Below are 19,032 nucleotides of genomic sequence, written 5' to 3' on the forward strand. Positions count from 1 at the left end.
AAGTTTCTTTATAGGTGATTAAGGTTTAGCATAAAATCTTAACCACTATTCAAGTTTACGTTTAATTTGTTTTCGTTCAAAACCTTCTATAATATCACCAACTTCAATATCATTAAAATTTTTGATATGTATACCACATTCAGAAACGGATTTAACTTGTTTAACTTCTTCTAGTCCATGTTTTATGGTGTAAATGGGACCTGTATATATAATTTCATCTTTTCTTATGACACGTACTGGATTAGATTGTTTGATAAAACCTGTTTGTACTTGACATCCTGCAATATTTCCTATTTTTGAAATAGGAAATATCTTTTTGACTTCTGCTCGTCCAGTATTAACTTCTTCTATGGTAGGGGCTAGTAAGTCCTGCACTGCAAGGCGGATATCGTTAATAGCATCGTAAATAATAGCATACTGTTTAATTTCTACACCTTCTTTTTCAGCTAGCTTTTTTGCCTGTGCAGAGAGTTTCATATGAAAAGAAATAACAATTGCCTCTGCTGCTGCTGCCAATAGGATATCTGATTCAGAAACAGCTCCCACACATTTGTGAATAATATTCACCTGCACTTCTTCGTGTGCTAATTTGAGTAATGAATCTGCTAGGGCTTCAATGGAGCCATCTACATCTCCCTTGATGATTAGATTTAATTCCTTAAAGTTTCCCACAGCTAGGCGACGTCCAATTTCATCAAGTGTAACGTGTGATTTGGTTCGTAAGGTCTGTTCACGTAATAATTGTTGCCTTTTCTGTGCCCACTCTCCTGCTTCTTTTATACTGCTCATCACTCGAAAAGTATCTCCAGCTCTAGGCGCTCCATTTAGACCCAATACCTGCACTGGTGTTGCAGGAGGAGCTGTTTTACGCACAATACCTTGGTGGTTTAACATGGCCCTAACTTTTCCATAATATACCCCGGCAAATATAACGTCTCCAACATGGAGTGTGCCATCTTGTACGATTCCAGTAGCGATGTATCCTCTTCCAGGATCTAAAAAAGACTCTACAATGGTACCTTTTGCTTTCCAAGCAGGTGTGGCTTTTAACTCTAAAAAAGAGGCTTCTAAAAGGATCTTTTCTAAAAGTTCATTCACTCCCTGGCCTGTCTTTGCTGAAATTTCCTGACATTGATACTTACCACCCCAATCTTCCACTAGGATATTATTATTTGCGAGATCTTCTTTAACTTTTTCTGGATTCGATTGAGGCTTATCTATCTTATTAATGGCAATAATGATAGGACATCCAGCTACTTGAGCGTGACTAATAGCTTCTTTTGTTTGATTCATAACGCTATCATCTGCAGCTACTACAATTACAATAATATCGGTAACTTTAGCACCTCTGGTTCGCATAGCAGTAAATGCCTCATGACCAGGTGTATCTAAAAATACAATTCTTTTATTATTGTCCGTAACAATATCATATGCCCCAATATGTTGGGTAATGCCACCAGCTTCTTTTTCTACCATTTTCGTAGCACGAATGTAGTCTAATAGAGAAGTTTTACCGTGGTCAACATGCCCCATGATGGTGACAATCGGCGGACGTTCTACAAGCTCACCCTCTACATCTTCTATTTCTTCACCAGCTTCTTCTGTACGAACATCCACAAATTCCACACTGTAGCCAAATTCATCAGCTACTACTGTAATGGTTTCTGCGTCTAAACGTTGGTTGATGGATATAATCATACCCAAGGTCATACAAGTAGAAATCACTTCATTTACACTAACGCCCATAAATGAAGCTAGTTCATTAGCAGAAATAAATTCTGTGATTTTTAAAATTTTTGCTTCTTCTTGTTCTTGCCGTTGACGTTTACTCGCAGCTTCTAAAATAGCACTGCGTTTATCTTTTTTATACTTAGAACGCCCAGTATCTCCAGTAGCTTTACTTATTTTTGCTAGGGTTTTTTTAATTTGACCTTCTATTTCTTGCGAAGAGATCCCTTCTTTTACAATTTCTTTCTCTTTTTTATTTATTTGTTGGTGAGAAGCAGCAGGTATGAACTTGGCAGTTGCACTTTTTTTAGTTATTTCAGAAAACCTACCATTATTAGCTGTATTTCCCTTTCTCGATTTCTGGTGTCTTGATGTTTCAGATAGAGGTACGGATTTTGAAGCAGACGAGGTAGGCGACGCATAAGATTTTGTCTCTACCTTGCTGGTTACGTTAGTGTCTTTATCTCTCTTTTTGGGATAACTGATTTCGGATAGCGTCATCTTGCCTACTACAGTAGGTCTTTTTAAATCACTTGACTGATCAAAGTTTATTTTCTTTTTATGGAAATCGTGCTCCACGTTTTTCGGAGCCAGATCTAAGTCAGATTTATCTACTGGTATATCAATAGGAGGTAATTCTTTTGTAGTGTCCGGAACCGTCAGTGGCGCTTCTTTCGATTCTTTTTTCTGTGTATCGGTAACAACTGGAGTAGAAATAGGTTTTACTTTGGGCGTTGTCTTTGGGCTTAAATCAACCTTACCAATAGTCTTTATACCCGATAAAATCGGTATAGAAGACGCATACTTAGGTGATGTATATTCTTTAACCGTTGTTTTTTCTTCTATGAAGGCTCTTTCTGGTGTAACAGTTGTATGCTTTTTCAAAGCATGTCCCTGAACTTTATCATCAACTATCTTGACAGAATCACTGCTGTTACTGGCTGGTGCCGCAATGGTGGCATATGATTTTCTAATGGTTACATGTGCGGCTTCTTTTTTATCAATACCAGCTGATAAAAACTCAGCAGTAAGTAGGCCAAATTGCTCTGTTGTAATTTTTGAATTAGGATTATTTTCAATGGAAAATCCTTTTTTTAACAGAAAGGAAACAATAGTATCTGTTCCCACATTTAATTTCCGAGCCACCTGGCTAAGCCGCATGTTCTTTTCTTCATTCATAATTCATAGATTACCTCTTTTTACCTAAGGGGTATTTATGTTAACCATTAAGGGCCTTATTTAATATGGCATAGATCTCATCTATCGTCTCCTTTTCTAAGTCAGCACGTTGTTCAAGCGTATCTTTAGGTATAGATAAAACAGTTGCAGCAGAATCTAATCCAACTTTACGTAATTCTTCTAAAATCCATGGTTCAAGTACATCACTGAAATCAGATAAAGGAATATCATTTATTTCTATAGACTCATCTCTAAAAACATCTATTTCTTTCCCAACAAGTTTACCAGCCAATTTAATATTTTGTCCCCCTTTACCAATGGCCAAGGCAACCTGATCAGGATTCAAATAAACAGATACCCTTACAGGTCCTTGCGCAACTCTATTGATACATGCAGGACTTAATGCACGAGAAATGAATAAATCTAGATTATCAGTATAATTTATAATATCAATATTTTCATACTGCAACTCTTTAGTAATACCATGTATACGAGAGCCTTTAATCCCAACACAAGCACCAACAGGATCAATCCTATCATCAAATGATTCTACAGCCATTTTAGCACGTGAACCAGGATCTCTGACTATTTTTCTAATAGAAATTAGTCCATCCTGGATTTCAGGAATCTCATTTTCAAATAACCTTTCTAAAAAAAGAGGAGAGGTTCTGGAGAGAATTACACGAGGTATGGTATTATAAAACTCTACTTTTTGGATTACAGCACGAATATGATCTCCCTTTTTTAACTGATCTTTAGGGATTTGTTCTGATTTCGGCAAATAAAGCTCATTGCTTTCTTCATCCAACAAAATAACATCCCTACTTAAAACTTGATTCACTTCGGCTGTAATAAGGCAACCAACCAGTTGTTCATACTTATTATAGAATGCCTCTTTTTCAAGTTCACGCACCTTTTGCAACAGCATTTGCTTAGCAGCCATAACAGTTCTTCTACCAAAAGAAGCAATTTTGATTTCTTCAGAAAGCTCCTCACCAAGTTCAAAATCTGCTTCTATTTTTCTCGCTTCTGTAAGGGCTATTTTTCTAGAAAAGTCAACATTTGTTGCATGATCATCTACAATCTCGCGAAAACGCCATATTTGTAAATCTCCCTTATCCAGATTGATAATGATATCAAAATTATCGTCATGTCCAAATTTGCTAACAATCAAAGAACGAAAAACATCTTCTAAAATACGTATAACAGTAGGTCTATCAATATTTCTGGATCTTGCGAATTCTGCGAATGACTCTACTAATTTATTATTATCCATTTATCACTAAAAATAAGTGCTAACAAAAGAAAAACACCTATGGGCTACTACTTTTTAAAAAAAGCTATTCCTAGATTAACAAAGGTACGAAAAGCATGCAACTTTCAAAGAATACAAACTTTTGATCTATTCAATTTAGTAATAACTTAAATAGCGGCATCTCAAAGACTTGCCTTCTAAAAAAACCAACCCATAAAAGCATTAACGAATAACTTAGGGCTTTATTAATATACGAAAAAATATGTTTTATATAAGTATCCGTCTACATATGTGGTAAAAATACTACCACAGGACTTTCGCAAAGTAGTCTATAATTGATGTTTTTGTAGTAGACCTGTTGCGTAAATAAGCAAACCAAAAACTTTGGTTTGCTATAATTAAGAATTTGACTATAAATGATCAAAAACATGCACAAAGTAGTTCATGTTTGTTATTTTATGATAAAAAGGGGGGGAGCGTAAATGAATTTTAATCTGCTTCAGGTAGCCTGGGATGTACCTCATAGGTCTAAATATAGTAAGCCTATTTAGGCATAGCTGCCCATGTTCTTTTACACTAAATTCATTACTTTTAAATTGCTGGTTGTTGCACTTTTTTATTTTTACCCTTATGTCAAAACCTGTTGAGTTAACTCCATTAATGAAACAATACTTTTCGATTAAAGAAAAATACCCTGGCGCATTGTTATTATTCCGTGTTGGAGACTTTTATGAAACCTTTTTAGAGGATGCCGTTAAAGCTAGTAAAGTGTTAGGCATTGTACTCACCAAACGATCCAATGGATCGGCATCTAGTGTTGAGTTAGCTGGCTTTCCCCATCATTCCCTAGAACTTTACTTGCCCAAGCTCGTAAAAGCGGGCTATCGTGTAGCCATTTGTGACCAATTAGAAGATCCTAAGCAGGCTAAAGGCATTGTACAACGAGGTGTAACAGAACTGGTTACCCCAGGCCTTTCTTTGAGTGATGCCGTGTTAGATGGAAAATCCAATAACTACTTAGCAGCCATTGTTTTTAATAAAGAAATATTGGGTGTCTCTTTTTTGGATCTTTCTACAGGAGAGTTCCTTTTAGCAGAAGGAGATCACGAGTATATCCAAAAACTATTACAAAATTTTACACCCTCCGAAGTTATTTTTAACAAAAAACAGCAGACACTTTGGAACGATTTTGCGAAGGATGACTTTCATACGTACGCATTGGAAGATTGGGCCTTCCAGTTTGACTATGCATATGGCTTACTCAACACACACTTTGGAACCAGTTCATTAAAAGGATTTGGCGTAGATCATTACCCTGCGGGCATCATTTCTGCTGGTGTTATTTTGCGTTATTTAGCAGAAACAGAACATAAAGAGGTTAAGCATATTCATGCCATAGCACGGCTAGAAGCACACCAATATGTTTGGCTAGATCCGTTTACTATTAAAGCCTTAGAGCTTATGACACCACAACAGTCAGGAGGTACTGCACTTATTGAAATTATTGATAAAACCATTACCTCCATGGGCGCTCGACTGCTTAAAAAGTGGTTGTTATTTCCACTGAAAGAAGTGCTGCCTATTCAAAATAGATTATCCATCGTTGAATATATAGTAGACCACATAGCATTGGAGGAACTACTGCAAAGTCATTTAAAACAAATAGGTGACATAGAGCGTCTGATCTCTAAAGTAGCTGCAGGTAGGATCAATCCAAGAGAGATGTTTACCTTAAAAAGGGCATTAGAACAAATACACCCTATACAAGAAGCGTTAGAACAGGCTGCGCTGCCCTTGCTACAAAAACTTAGTGAAAGGTTACATAACTGTCATAGCCTGATCGGAAACATGGACCATAAGCTACAGGAAAATCCGCCTATATTAACCAACCAAGGAGGCATCATAAAGCCCGGCGTCAATGATAGGTTAGATGAACTCAATACAATGATCCATCATGGAAAAGATTATCTTATTCAACTACAGCAAAAAGAAAGCCAACGGACCAATATTCCTTCTCTAAAAATTTCTTATAATCGTGTATTTGGCTATTACCTGGAAGTCCCCAATGCACACAAAGAAAAGGTCCCGCAAGATTGGATGCGTAAACAGACCTTGACCAATGCAGAGCGTTACATTACAGAAGAATTAAAACATTACGAGGAGAATATTATCCATGCAGCCGAGGAGGCACAACGTTTAGAACAGCAACTATACCAAGAACTGGTTCAGGATGTTATGGAATGTATTCCACAAATTCAACAAAATGCAAAGAGCATTGCACAGCTAGACTGTTATCTTTCTTTCTCCAAACAGGCCCGTGATCAAGGTTATAACAAACCAATGGTAGATGATAGTACCATCCTGGATTTGAAGGACAATAGACATCCTGTTATTGAACAACGGCTGCCCATAGGTACCACCTATACACCCAATGATATTAAATTAGACCAAGAACAGCAACAAATCATGGTCATCACTGGCCCTAATATGGCTGGAAAATCTGCGTTATTAAGACAAGTTGCCTTAACCGTGTTAATGGCACAGATAGGTTCTTTTGTACCAGCAACATCGGCACATATTGGTATTGTTGATAAAATATTTACAAGAGTAGGTGCATCGGATAACATCGCTCAAGGCGAATCTACATTTATGATGGAGATGACAGAGACAGCCAGTATTATGCATAATCTGAGCAACCGCAGTCTCATATTGATGGATGAAATAGGCAGGGGTACCAGCACGTATGATGGCATTTCTATCGCGTGGGCATTGGTAGAGTATCTCCATAATCACTTACATTCCAAAGCAAAAACATTATTTGCTACCCATTATCACGAATTAAACGAACTCTCAAAAGAGCTACCTAGGGTGAAAAATTTTAACGTAGCTGTGCAAGAGATTAATGGAAAAATTCTCTTTTTACACAAGCTTGTGGCTGGTGGTAGTCAACACAGCTTTGGTATTCACGTAGCACAAATGGCTGGCATGCCTGCAGAAATTTTAGATAGGGCAGCAGAAGTGTTGAGTCATTTGTCAGCAGCAGGCGGAAAAATGCATACAAAAAGCATAGTAGAAAAACTGCCTAAAATACCATACCAACTCAGTCTTTTTGAGGAGAATAAAGCTTTTAATCCTATAAAATCTTTGTTAGATACCATAGACATCAATACACTTGCTCCAGTAGAAGCCTTATTAAAGTTGAATGAAATCAAAAATATGCTCAAGGAAGGAAAAAATAAGTATAAAAGTTGATGTTTTCTTTGAAAAGAACTAATTTTTAGCTAAATTAGCTATGTCGCTAAGCGAGAATAGCTCAGTTGGTAGAGCACAACCTTGCCAAGGTTGGGGTCGCGGGTTCGAATCCCGTTTCTCGCTCTTTTTTGCATTACGTAGTCTAGATTTAAGAGATTTTGCCAGGATGGTGGAATTGGTATACACGCAAGACTTAAAATCTTGTGGCCTTTGGCCATGCGGGTTCGATCCCCGCTCCTGGTACAGTTTTTATCTGTCTTATTTGCCTCTTATTAATTCATGAGTTGCTGTTCTGTCACTATGTTAGATGTCGTTGCATGTGTGGGCTCGTTTACAGCAGTTATTTCAATATTTCCTCAAATTATCCAGTCATATAGAACCAAATCTGTTAAAGACATATCTATGCTCATGCTTTTAAATCTAACGATCTCTTCCATTAGTTGGACCCTTTATGGGATGATGACTAGTGATAAACCGCTTTTACTAACAAATTTGTTGCTAACGATTGGCTCCTTAATCATGGTAAGACTTAAATGGAAGTACCGATCTTAATTTAAAAATGAGCAATTTTTACCATGTATTATGTAAATACCCTATAAAAAATAGCATGCCATATAATTCGTAATAAGCATCAAGTTTACACATGCTTGTTACAAAAAGATTAAAAATTTGTTTTTGTAAAAAAAGTTACCTATACTGAATTGAGTTCAAAGTGTCAAGTATTTTGTGCTCTATAATTAGTTTATTATGTAAGGCTAGTACTGGGTTTTTTGCATAAATTAGTGCTCTATGTATTAGGAGGGTGCACTATTTTCAAGTCATGTTTTTATAACAGATTGTATTGTAAGTAATTGTAAAACATACAAATAAAGACTGTTATATCATGTTAGCTAAAATTTCCAAACTACAAAGAGTATGGTATAGGTCCCCATGATTGTTTATGCATTTTCTTTTAAAGAAAAGAAGCCAATTTATACTTTCTATGGATGATGGATTTATCAAGTGTTGTATTACTTGTAGTAATATTTTTTTTGCAGATTACATTACGGATAGGCCTATATTTTGGTCGTAAAGTTACCACCAGGACTTTCGCAAAACAGATAATTGTGTTTGCATTTTTAGACATGGACATGTTTTATAGTATTGATAATCAATAATATTAACATTTCTCTATTTTATAGACTAGTCTATAAACAGTGTTTTTAACTAAAAGTGCGAAAGTCCTGACCACTTTTAGTGACTATGCTGTAGGTCGAAAAAATTTTTCAACCGCTACACTGGTAGCTACTATATTGGCTACAGCTTTTGGAGGAGGGGGATTTATAAGAACTGTACAGTATGTACATAAGCAGGGCTTATATTGGATCATGTTTTCGGTGTTGATAGCTGTAACCTTATGGATTACCAGTCTGATTGCAGGACGAATGAAGCCATTTATGCATCACCTTTCTATAGCAGAAACTATAGGAAGTATATATGGTTGTATGCCTAGGGTTGTTACGGCAGTATGTAATGTGATGGGTTCTATTGCTATTCTTGCCATGCAAATTCATGTAATGGCGCATGCCATTAGTGTATATACAGATCTGTTTCATCCCAGAATAATGACTACGCTTGCCACTTTAATATTTATTACCTATACCGCTTGGGGAGGGGTTCGTGCAGTAACCTATACCGATATATTTCAATTAATAACTTTTATCATCATTATACCTATATTGGCTTGGTTGCTGTTTCAGCAAACGGGGAAATCAATAATAGAGGTTGTTTCTCTTTTAGGAACACAAGAAAAATTTCAATATTCCCATGTTTTTAGCTGGAGTGCCAATTTATTATCTGTGATTTCTTTGGGTTTATCTGGATTGGCATTTGTTATAAGCCCACCGATACTACAAAGGGTTTATATGGCTTCTAGTACTATGCAAGCAAAAAAAGGATTTCTGTATGCTAGTATATGCAGCCTTGTTATCATAAGTTTTATGCTTTTGGTAGGCATAGCTGTCTTTGTAAACGCTCCTAATCTACCTATTCAGGATGTTTGGGAATATATTATAGATCATATTCCTCCATGTTTTAAAAGTTTTTTCTACATTGGTTTCCTTGCTCTGGCCATGTCTACAGCTGATTCTCATCTTAATGCTTGTGCAGTTATGGTAAGTCATGATATTATAGAGCCTATGTGGAGAAAGGGAGCAATCGTTTCTGCGCAAAAACTTGCTTTTGCGCAATCTGCCTCTATCATTGTAGGTATGTGTGCCATGGTATTAACCTTTTATTGTACAGATTTGTTAGAGTTGCTCAAGCTTGCTTTGGACTTTTCTGTACCGATAGCTACTGCCCCCTTTATCTTCGCTGTTTTAGGATTTAAAGGTGATGCAAAAACAGCCTTAACAGGTATGGTTGTTGGTGCATTATCTATAATAGTCTGGAAAATATGGGTTGAACCTACAATAGACATAAATGGAGCCTTTTTTGTATGTTAGTCAACGGTATAGCCATGATGGTTACCCATTACTCACGTATGCAGTTAACAGAAAAAAAATGGGTAAGCGCAAAGAAACTAGCATAATTATTTACAATATATCGTGTTTGATACCTGAGATACTGTTAGACGTAGACAAAGGAACCTACAGGCAAGAAGTTCGCAAGCTTGAAGTGATTAAGGCCCTGTAAATAACTTATGATGGAGTTGATGTATTCTGTGCGTTGTAGAAGGGAATAGACAAACACAGATGTTATATCAGGAGGATTTTGCCCTTCATTGGGGTTCGAGTGTATAAACATACCTGAAAACCTAGAAGAGCCTGTCTTAATAGAGCACGATGCCTTTTTACGAAGGAATGGCAGTTAGCTCAAGAAAGCAAGGTCCCTCTATTTATTAACTATCCATTAGAAGTCAGATGTGTTCTTGACACACGGCCACTGTCAAAGAAAAAAAGCAATATCTTACTGAAGAAATATTTCACTGATTATTAAATGTATATATAAAATATATAACCATATTTCTTTTTTTCTTTACAAAGGCTATTGTAATTTTAAAAAAAGTATGTAACTTTGTTTTGAAGCTAATTGGTTGACAGGAGTTAGAACCGGTTAACCAGCTTTTAAAGATCTTTGAAATTGATGTAGGTAAGAAGCTCATTTTGAAAAAAATGAGTATTATAGAGAGAGAATGTGTGGCTCAAAAAAATAATTCCCAATTTATTTGGGAACCGTTAATAAATAATAGAAAGAAGAGTTTGATCCTGGCTCAGGATGAACGCTAGCGGCAGGCCTCATACATGCAAGTCGAGGGGCAGCGGGACACTTCGGTGTTGCCGGCGACCGGCGTACGGGTGCGTAATGCGTATGCAATTTGCTTTACACAGGGGGATAGCTTCCGGAAACGGAAATTAATACCCCATATTATCTTTTTAGCGCATGTTAGAAAGATGAAAGCTCCGGCGGTGTAAAATAAGCATGCGTCCTATTAGTTAGTTGGTGAGGTAATGGCTCACCAAGGCGATGATGGGTAGGGGTTCTTAGTGGAAGATCCCCCACACTGGCACTGAGATACGGGCCAGACTCCTACGGGAGGCAGCAGTAGGGAATATTGGTCAATGGGCGCAAGCCTGAACCAGCCATGCCGCGTGCAGGATGAAGGCTCTCTGAGTTGTAAACTGCTTTTGTACAGGAACAAAAAAGTCCCTGCGGGGGCTCTTGAGTGTACTGTAAGAATAAGCACCGGCTAATTCCGTGCCAGCAGCCGCGGTAATACGGAAGGTGCAAGCGTTATCCGGTTTTATTGGGTTTAAAGGGTGCGTAGGCGGCTTATTAAGTCAGTTGTGAAATCCTAGTGCTTAACGCTAGAACTGCGATTGATACTGGTAGGCTTGAGTCAAGAAGAGGTAAGTAGAATTTATGGTGTAGTAGTGAAATGCTTAGATATCATAAGGAATACCAATAGCGTAGGCAGCTTACTGGTCTTGAACTGACGCTGAGGCACGAAAGCGTGGGGAGCAAACAGGATTAGATACCCTGGTAGTCCACGCCGTAAACGATGATTACTAGATATGTACAACGTAGTTGTACGTGTCCAAGCGAAAGCGTTAAGTAATCCACCTGGGGAGTATACTCGCAAGGGTGAAACTCAAAGGAATTGACGGGGGTCCGCACAAGCGGTGGAGTATGTTGTTTAATTCGATAATACGCGAGGAACCTTACCTGGGCTAGAATGTATTTTGCAACCTTGAGAAATTGAGGGTTCCTTCGGGACGGAATACAAGGTGCTGCATGGCTGTCGTCAGCTCGTGCCGTGAGGTGTTGGGTTAAGTCCTATAACGAGCGCAACCCTTTTACTTAATTGCCAGCACGTAATGGTGGGGACTTTAAGTAGACTGCCCGTGCAAGCGGGAGGAAGGAGAGGACGAGGTCAAGTCATCATGGCCTTTATGCCCAGGGCTACAAATGTACTACAATGGCATGTACAGAGGGATGCTACTTGGTAACAAGATGCAAATCTCAAAAGCATGTCTCAGTTCGGATTGGGGTCTGCAACTCGACCCCATGAAGTTGGAATCGCTAGTAATCGCGTATCAGCAATGACGCGGTGAATACGTTCTCGGACCTTGTACACACCGCCCATCAAGCCATGGGAGTTGGTAGAGCTTGAAGACAGTGGCCGTAAAAGGAGCTGTTTAGTGTTAGACCAGCGACTGGGACTAAGTTGTAACAAGGTAGCCGTACCGGAAGGTGCGGCTGGAATATCTCTTTTATAGAGTGAGTCAATTCTCTCTTTTCTTACCTCATCTTTTCAAAGAAATTATTATCCCTTTTTATCTATTTCCTGCATTTAGTTGTTTTATATTTTTCTTATTTGGCTTAAATGGCATTATATAATTTAACCATCACTCAAAAACTAATAAATAGCCACTTATGAAACAGGTCTATAATAATAAGAATATTACAAAGTAGTTTGTTGATACGTTTTGACTTTATTAAATTGATTCATAGTATGAACCATACCAGCCTTACACCAAGTGATTAGTATTTCTTTTGTATGCTCTAATAATAGTGGCAGCCCTTCTAATTCGATAGGCAAAAAATTACCTAAAACAAATTCTGCAAGCATCCCTTTAGGAAAATGATTCCCTATTCCCACACGAAGACGGGGATAAGCATCTACACCCAAAGAATGTGCAATGCTCTTTAAACCATTGTGGCCTGCATCAGATCCTTTTGCACGTAGACGTATAGTCCCAAATGGAAGTGTAATGTCATCTACAATGGTTAAACTCTGTTCTATGGGTATTTTTAAGGTATTTAACCAATATTTTACAGCTTTACCACTATCATTCATATAGGTAGTGGGTTTAATCATATAGACCTTATGATTATTGAAATCAAAGGAGGTAATATAAGCCAGTCGATCTGTAGAAAAGCCAACATTTTGTTGGATAGCCAGATGATCAACAACCATAAATCCAATATTATGTCTAGTGTGGACATATGCTGCACCAATATTTCCCAATCCAATAAGTAATAGTTTCAAAGCAATTTACTTTAGATGTATTGCTGTAAACCGCTGGCAGGCGGTTTACAGCAAAGTAGATCTTATGAAAACATGTGTTAAAAGTAATACTGTCTTCTAGAAAAGACCTTAAAGCTGACTAAATACTATCTTCCCTAAAACAGCAAATATAAATTATTGATAATTCATATAGCAAACATGCTTTGTTGTTGTTACTTCTTGCCCTTTTTTTCTTCCTTACTTGCTGCACTACGTAATGCTCTTGGAATTTCAATAGAGGCTACGGGTGTACTCGGTAATGCCAAAATGGTAAAACCTTCTGTTTGAATTTGATGTACACGTGAAATATTGCCTAAGTCAAGGTTAGAAACGTCCACATCTATTATAGATGGAATATGTTTAGGATATCCAAAAACAGCTAATTTCCTTTGTTTCTTGGAAAGAACACCTCCTTTGGCTACACCTATAGCTTTTCCTACAAATGCTACAGGAATTTCCATTTTGATTTTTTTGTCATCAAAAATTTGCAGGAAGTCTACGTGTAAGATCATTTCACTTACGGGATGGAACTGAATTTCTTTTAAAATACATCTATATACAACACCTTCAATATTTAGATCCACAAAATAGGCATTTGGTGTATAAATTAAATCACGTAAAAGTACCATAGGCACATAAAAATGTATTTGTTCTTGCCCTCCATATAATACACCTGGTACTTGTGCATTTATCCTTAATTTTTTAGATTCAGCTTTACCGAGATTTGCTCTTTTATACCCTAAAATCTCTATTATTTCCATATTATTTATTATTTATAATGAATAAAAATCAATCCTTTTATTGATCGAATAAGCTATAAGATTGGTTTCCAAATTATATTTATCTCAATCAAAAAATACCAACAATGAAGGATGAATTTAATAAAAAAGTTAATCTCTTAAAAATATCACCTACCTTTGTTGAAATCATTTCTTATAACTTAGACCAAGCCTCACGCACAAATTGTGCTAGAGAACGAATATGTGCCCTACTAAAATCAAAACGAACACCAGCAGTTTGGTAAATGGTACGCATGGATTCCGTATTGCCTAATTTTAATGCGTTAAGATAATTATTCAATGCATCCTTTTGATTTTCTTGTGCATTTTTCCACACCCCAATAGCGCCAAGCTGTGCAATAGCATATTCAATGTAGTAAAATGGAACCTCAAAAAGATGGAGTTGTTTTTGCCACAAATTACATTTTACATCTTCATAACCATTCCAATCTGTTATATTGTCTGAAAAATCACTAAATATACGATTCCAATTATCTTCTCGTTCTTGTAACGTATGGGTGGGGTGTTCATAAACCCAATGTTGGAAAGCATCAATAGCAGCCATCCAAGGCAAACGACTAATAACGTGGATAAGATGATCTTTTTTAGCACGATTTAAATCTTTCTGATCGCTGAAAAAAACATTCCAGTAGGGCATACTAAGTAACTCCATAGACATGGAGGCTAATTCTGCAATTTCTGATGGACAATGTTTAAAAACATTCAATTCTAGTTCATGAACCAAAAAGGCGTGTACAGCATGTCCACTTTCATGAAACATGGTTAATACATCTTTCAATGTAGAAGCAGCATTCATAAAAATAAAGGGTACACCTGTTTCATCTAAAGGATAATTGTAACCACCTGGTGCTTTTCCTTTACGTGACGCTAAGTCTAAATGCCCCATTTCTTGCATGATCTTTAAACAGTGTCCAAAGAAAGGTTGTATAGATTGTAAAGAAGTAGTTGCTTTATGTAGTAACTCTGCTGCATCTGTAAAAGGACGTAGTGGTTGTCGTCCTTCTATGTCAACGGCATGGTCAAATGGCTGCAATACTGCTAAGCCAAGCTTTTCTTTACGTTCTTTGGCTAACTCATTTAGCAATGGCACAATCTCTTCTTTAATAGCAGTATGAAAGGTAAAACAATCTTGTGGCGTATAGTCGAACCGATGCATAGATACGAAAGCGTAATCCCTAAAGTTATCAAATCCGGCATTGACTGCTAGGCTATGGCGTTGTTGAATCAGTTTGGAATAAAGTGTATCCAATGCATCTTTATGTTGCAGTCTGCATTTTTGTATTGCATCATAAACGGTTTTTCGAAAGGGTCTATCTGTAGATTCTACATGCGCAGCAGCTTGCTGTAGGGTGAGCTCTTTGCCTTCTACTTCTATAACCATAGAACCTACTATAGCACCATATATTCTTGCATTGAGGTGAATATCTGTATGAATTGGTATGTTTTCTTCTCTATAACAACGCAAATCGTTTTCTATTTTTCTAACAAAAATATCATATCTAGGTTTTTGACGTAGTAACGCAATATCTTTTGCCGCTAGAACTTTTCTATGCAATAGATCTGTAACAGGAGCCAGATAAGGCTCTATCTTTGTAATAAAGTATTCATAAGATTCTTTGGCTGCCAAATCAGTGGTATTTCGAGTAGTATGGATATAACGCCATCCTCCATCTTCTGCGATCACTCCTTCTAGTTCACTCCAGTCAGCTAGAAATTTTTTTAGACTTTCTTCCGAAGAAATATCTCTTGTAAGTAGATTATCGTAAAAAGGCTGAATAGAAGACCAATCTGTTATAGAGAATTCTGATGGTAAAAAGGCACGGACATATTTTTTCATAATTAAGCTTTTTTTTGAGTTAATAAGGACTAGACTAAGTTAAAAAAAATACCAAAGAAACTAAGTTTTGCATCCTATTTTTGAAAGATTTTGAATTTAATCTGATAATCTACATAGAGTTTCCCTTCTATTGCAATATCTTTTAACTGAAAAACAATTAGAAAAAATCTTAGTAAATAGAACTAGGGCTATAATAATGTTTGTTAGATAGCCTTTCCCCATATATAACAAATATATAGGATTTGTTCTTTAGTAAAAGTTTTTGTAAGTTGGTTTCACTATATTCTGACTTATTGATTTTATTGATATAATTTCAAAGCCAAAGCAGATAAAAAGGAAATGTTACTTTTTTTCAAACGTTAAAATCTAGACTATAATTATTATGAACTATAAATTTTTATGTGCATTGGGATTTGCTACATGCACGTATGTTGGTACTAAAGCAGATGACGCTACTCTTGTTGCTACACACACTGATACAGCCGCATCTGCCCTGAAAATTGGGTATGTAGATTTACGCCATGTTTATAACAATTTACCAGAAGCTCAAAAAAAGAATGCTGAAATGCAAAGCTTTCAGAAACAGTTAGAAAACCAACTTCAATCTAAATTGTCTGATTATCACGAAAAAGTTGAGAATTGCAGACAGCAGGAGAGTACACTCACAGAAGCTCAAAAGAAACAGATATCTTTAGAACTCAATAAGCTACAATCAGTTATTCAAGAGCTGGATGAGCAAAAGTATATTAAAATAGATCGAAAATACAAAGAGATTATAGCCCCAATTCAAAACCGTATTCAAGAGGCTATTCATAAAATTTCTGAACAACATAATTATAGTATTGTGCTCAATCAAGCTATAGATGTAAGTCCTATTATACTTTTTGCTCAAAAAAGCTTTGATATTTCAGAGCTTATATTAGAAGAACTCAAGAAAGAAGAAGCTAAACAAGAGGTAACGCCTCCTGTTATAGGCCCTCAAAATCAAGATAGTAAAACGACAGCTCCAAAACAAAAGAGCTCAAGTAAAGCGTCTACATCTGCTAAGAAGAAAAAATAAAGATCCATATCCCTCTTTCTTAATATTGTACATGAAACGTCGGAAAGAGGGATATGAATAGGAACAATAATACGCTAAGAACATTATTTAATTTTACCATTACGTTTTATTGATAATTTGAGCATGTATCGTTTAAAGAGGCTCCTTACGTATGGCATCTTATTATTATTGATTACTATTTACTTTGGCATCCGTTATGGCAATATTTGGAAGCAAAATAAAACAATTTCTAATGATCCTTTTATTGCCCGTGTAGGTAATCAATATTTATATCCATCCGATATAGAGTTACTAAATGATACATGTCCTGAAACTACTGATAAGTCACCTCAATATATAAAAGAGTGGGCTTGTAGACAGCTACTTATCGCATATGGCACAAGCCATAGTCATGAGATTCAGCCTCTAGTTGAAGATAAAATTAATGATTATAAAAATGATTTACTTGCTCACCATATTCTGGAAAAATTCGTAAATCAAGAATTAAACAGTGATGTATCATTAGATGAAATAGCCAATTATTACAACAATAATCCAAATGATTTTATACTTAATTGCGACATAGTAAAAGGAACATTTTTGTCAATGCCTAAAAAAGCGACGGGTATCAATGCTATTAAATCTCTAATGCTTTCTACAAAACCTATCGATAGGAAAAAATTAGAAACATATTGTAAACCGTATATGAATACGGTAATCTTAGAGTCTAGCAAATGGATTTCCTGGGAATTTGTTTTACGTAAAATAGGATTTCAGCCTCTTGGAGATGCAACTAGATTATTAAAAACGAACAAATTTATTCACGTTCCCAGTCGCAAACGTATTTATTTTTTAAAAATAGATGAATATAAAATAGCACCAGGTATCGCCCCATTAGCATTAATGGAAGAACGAATCAAAACCATTATTTTACATAAAAGACGTTTAGCTTTGGCTAGCCAGATAAAAGAAAAATTATTAGAAAATGCTAAAAAAAACAATACTTGTGTTATCCATGTTAACTAAAAAAATCATTTACAGCCTTACGATTATTGTCTCCTATTTTCCCTTAGTTGCTTGGTCAAATGATTCCTTGCTCCTAGATAAAGTAGTGGCCACTGTAAATCAAGAAATAATTTTGCATTCTGAAGTGGAAGAAGCGTGCAAACAGCTAATAATACAAGGACACTCCGTTGATGAGTCCGTCAAGAAAAATGTATTGCGAGAGTTGGTATTAAATAAAATGCTCTTAGCAAAGGCTGCTTTAACCAATACTAAAGTACCTGAAACATATATTCAACGTAATTGTGATCATACTATAGCACAAATGATAAGACAATCAGGATCGGAAGAAAAATTAGTTCAGTATTTCAATCAACCTATAGGTAATATTAAAAAAGAGTTAAAGCGACGACTTGAGGAAAGGTATTTAGCTATGAAAGCTAAACATAACATTACAGAACATATTGTAGTAACTCCTGCAGAGGTGCAAAGCTATTTTGAGGCGTTGCCATCACATAAACGGGAATACTATCCGGCCTCTTTTGAAATTCGCCGGCTCATTATTTACCCTAAAGTGTCTGTAGATAGAAAAGAAAAAGCTAAGCAGCAGCTTTTATTGTTAAAAAAACAACTTATGGATAACAGTGCTACTTTTGCAGATCTTGCAAAACAATATTCTAATGATCCTGGTTCTGCATCAAAAGGAGGAGAAATTGGTTGGATGGCTACGGGAATGTTATCACCCGATTACGAATCAGCCGCACTAAAGCTCAAAATTGGAGAAATAAGTGATCCTGTAGCGTCTGAGTTTGGTCTGCATCTTATACAATTAATTGATAGAAAGAAAGAAAAATATAATACCCGTCATATTTTACTAATGCTTTCACCAACACAAAATGAAATAGATCTTGCTAAAGATGAAATAAATAAAATCCGAGAAAAGATAGTGAGGGGAACACTAACCTTTGATGTAGCTGTAAAACAATACTCAGAAGATAAAGACACCGTTTTGGATGGTGGGTTAATTACTGCCAATGAACATGAAACAGAATCTCTCCCTAGTACAACACTTCCTGCAGATAAATTAGATCCAGAAATATATTTTGCTGTTGATGGTCTTAACCCAGGAGATATAAGTACACCTCAACTGGTCAATATCCAACATAGGGTTGGCTGGCAATTACTATACTTGAAACAAAAAGTGGAGCCACATATGATGAATCTAGCGCAAGATTATGAAAAAATACGCTATTTTTTACTACAGCAAAAGAAAAATAAAGCCATTCATCAATGGATTCAAGCTTCTAAATCAGCGTTTATAATTAGCTTTTCTGAAGAGTATAAAACAGTAGAAGATTTGTTGTAATTTTTCCCCTAGTTACGCTAGAAAAA

11 protein-coding genes, 2 tRNA genes and 1 rRNA gene are annotated in these 19,032 nt (G+C 36.3%); 9 read left to right on the plus strand and 5 right to left on the minus strand.

The window, feature by feature from the left end:
• Positions 1–45 precede the first annotated feature (45 nt).
• Complete coding sequence (gene infB / locus CCPUN_RS00630) at positions 46–2,907, minus strand: translation initiation factor IF-2 (protein ID WP_133281657.1); 2,862 nt, start codon at positions 2,905–2,907, stop codon at positions 46–48.
• A gap of 40 nt (positions 2,908–2,947) precedes the next feature.
• Positions 2,948–4,183 (minus strand): transcription termination factor NusA, encoded by a 1,236-nt coding sequence (gene nusA, locus CCPUN_RS00635; protein ID WP_133281658.1) that lies wholly within the window; start codon positions 4,181–4,183, stop codon positions 2,948–2,950.
• Between the two features lie 609 nt (positions 4,184–4,792).
• Between nusA and mutS the strand changes: the two genes are divergently transcribed.
• The 6 genes from mutS to CCPUN_RS00665 all read left to right on the plus strand — a co-directional run bounded on the left by mutS (position 4,793) and on the right by CCPUN_RS00665 (position 12,167).
• Entirely contained in the window at positions 4,793–7,414 is a 2,622-nt protein-coding gene (gene mutS, locus CCPUN_RS00640) for a DNA mismatch repair protein MutS (protein WP_133281659.1), read from the plus strand.
• 50 nt (positions 7,415–7,464) lie between these two features.
• A tRNA-Gly gene (locus tag CCPUN_RS00645) sits at positions 7,465–7,537 on the plus strand.
• Positions 7,538–7,574: 37 nt separating this feature from the next.
• Positions 7,575–7,657: transfer RNA gene (locus CCPUN_RS00650), tRNA-Leu, on the plus strand.
• A gap of 57 nt (positions 7,658–7,714) precedes the next feature.
• The gene (locus CCPUN_RS04885; RefSeq protein ID WP_420888374.1) at positions 7,715–7,966 is read left to right on the plus strand and encodes a SemiSWEET family sugar transporter; all 252 of its coding nucleotides are present in this window, start codon (positions 7,715–7,717) and stop codon (positions 7,964–7,966) included.
• A gap of 644 nt (positions 7,967–8,610) precedes the next feature.
• Positions 8,611–9,897 carry a sodium:solute symporter family protein gene (locus CCPUN_RS00660; RefSeq protein WP_133281661.1) on the plus strand — a complete coding sequence of 429 codons (1,287 nt, stop codon included), beginning with the start codon at positions 8,611–8,613 and terminating at the stop codon, positions 9,895–9,897.
• Between the two features lie 744 nt (positions 9,898–10,641).
• Positions 10,642–12,167 (plus strand): 16S ribosomal RNA (locus tag CCPUN_RS00665).
• Positions 12,168–12,356: 189 nt separating this feature from the next.
• Here the strand turns inward: CCPUN_RS00665 and pth are convergent.
• From pth to CCPUN_RS00680, 3 genes are all read right to left on the minus strand, one after another.
• A complete protein-coding gene (gene pth, locus CCPUN_RS00670; protein WP_133281662.1) occupies positions 12,357–12,944 on the minus strand; it encodes an aminoacyl-tRNA hydrolase in 588 nt (195 codons plus the stop codon).
• Between the two features lie 191 nt (positions 12,945–13,135).
• On the minus strand, positions 13,136–13,723 hold the full coding sequence (locus CCPUN_RS00675; RefSeq protein ID WP_133281663.1) for a 50S ribosomal protein L25/general stress protein Ctc: 588 nt from the start codon (positions 13,721–13,723) through the stop codon (positions 13,136–13,138).
• 172 nt (positions 13,724–13,895) lie between these two features.
• Positions 13,896–15,599 (minus strand): M3 family oligoendopeptidase, encoded by a 1,704-nt coding sequence (locus CCPUN_RS00680; RefSeq protein WP_133281664.1) that lies wholly within the window; start codon positions 15,597–15,599, stop codon positions 13,896–13,898.
• A 382-nt stretch (positions 15,600–15,981) separates the two neighbouring features.
• Between CCPUN_RS00680 and CCPUN_RS00685 the strand changes: the two genes are divergently transcribed.
• From CCPUN_RS00685 to CCPUN_RS00695, 3 genes are all read left to right on the plus strand, one after another.
• Positions 15,982–16,659 carry an OmpH/Skp family outer membrane protein gene (locus CCPUN_RS00685; protein ID WP_133281665.1) on the plus strand — a complete coding sequence of 226 codons (678 nt, stop codon included), beginning with the start codon at positions 15,982–15,984 and terminating at the stop codon, positions 16,657–16,659.
• A 123-nt stretch (positions 16,660–16,782) separates the two neighbouring features.
• Positions 16,783–17,664 (plus strand): hypothetical protein, encoded by an 882-nt coding sequence (locus CCPUN_RS00690; protein ID WP_133281666.1) that lies wholly within the window; start codon positions 16,783–16,785, stop codon positions 17,662–17,664.
• On the plus strand, positions 17,624–19,006 hold the full coding sequence (locus tag CCPUN_RS00695; protein ID WP_133281667.1) for a peptidylprolyl isomerase: 1,383 nt from the start codon (positions 17,624–17,626) through the stop codon (positions 19,004–19,006). Before CCPUN_RS00690 ends, CCPUN_RS00695 begins: the two co-directional genes overlap by 41 nt.
• Positions 19,007–19,032 lie beyond the last annotated feature (26 nt).

It is taken from the genome of Cardinium endosymbiont of Culicoides punctatus, assembly GCF_004354815.1.
Classification (GTDB): domain Bacteria; phylum Bacteroidota; class Bacteroidia; order Cytophagales; family Amoebophilaceae; genus Cardinium.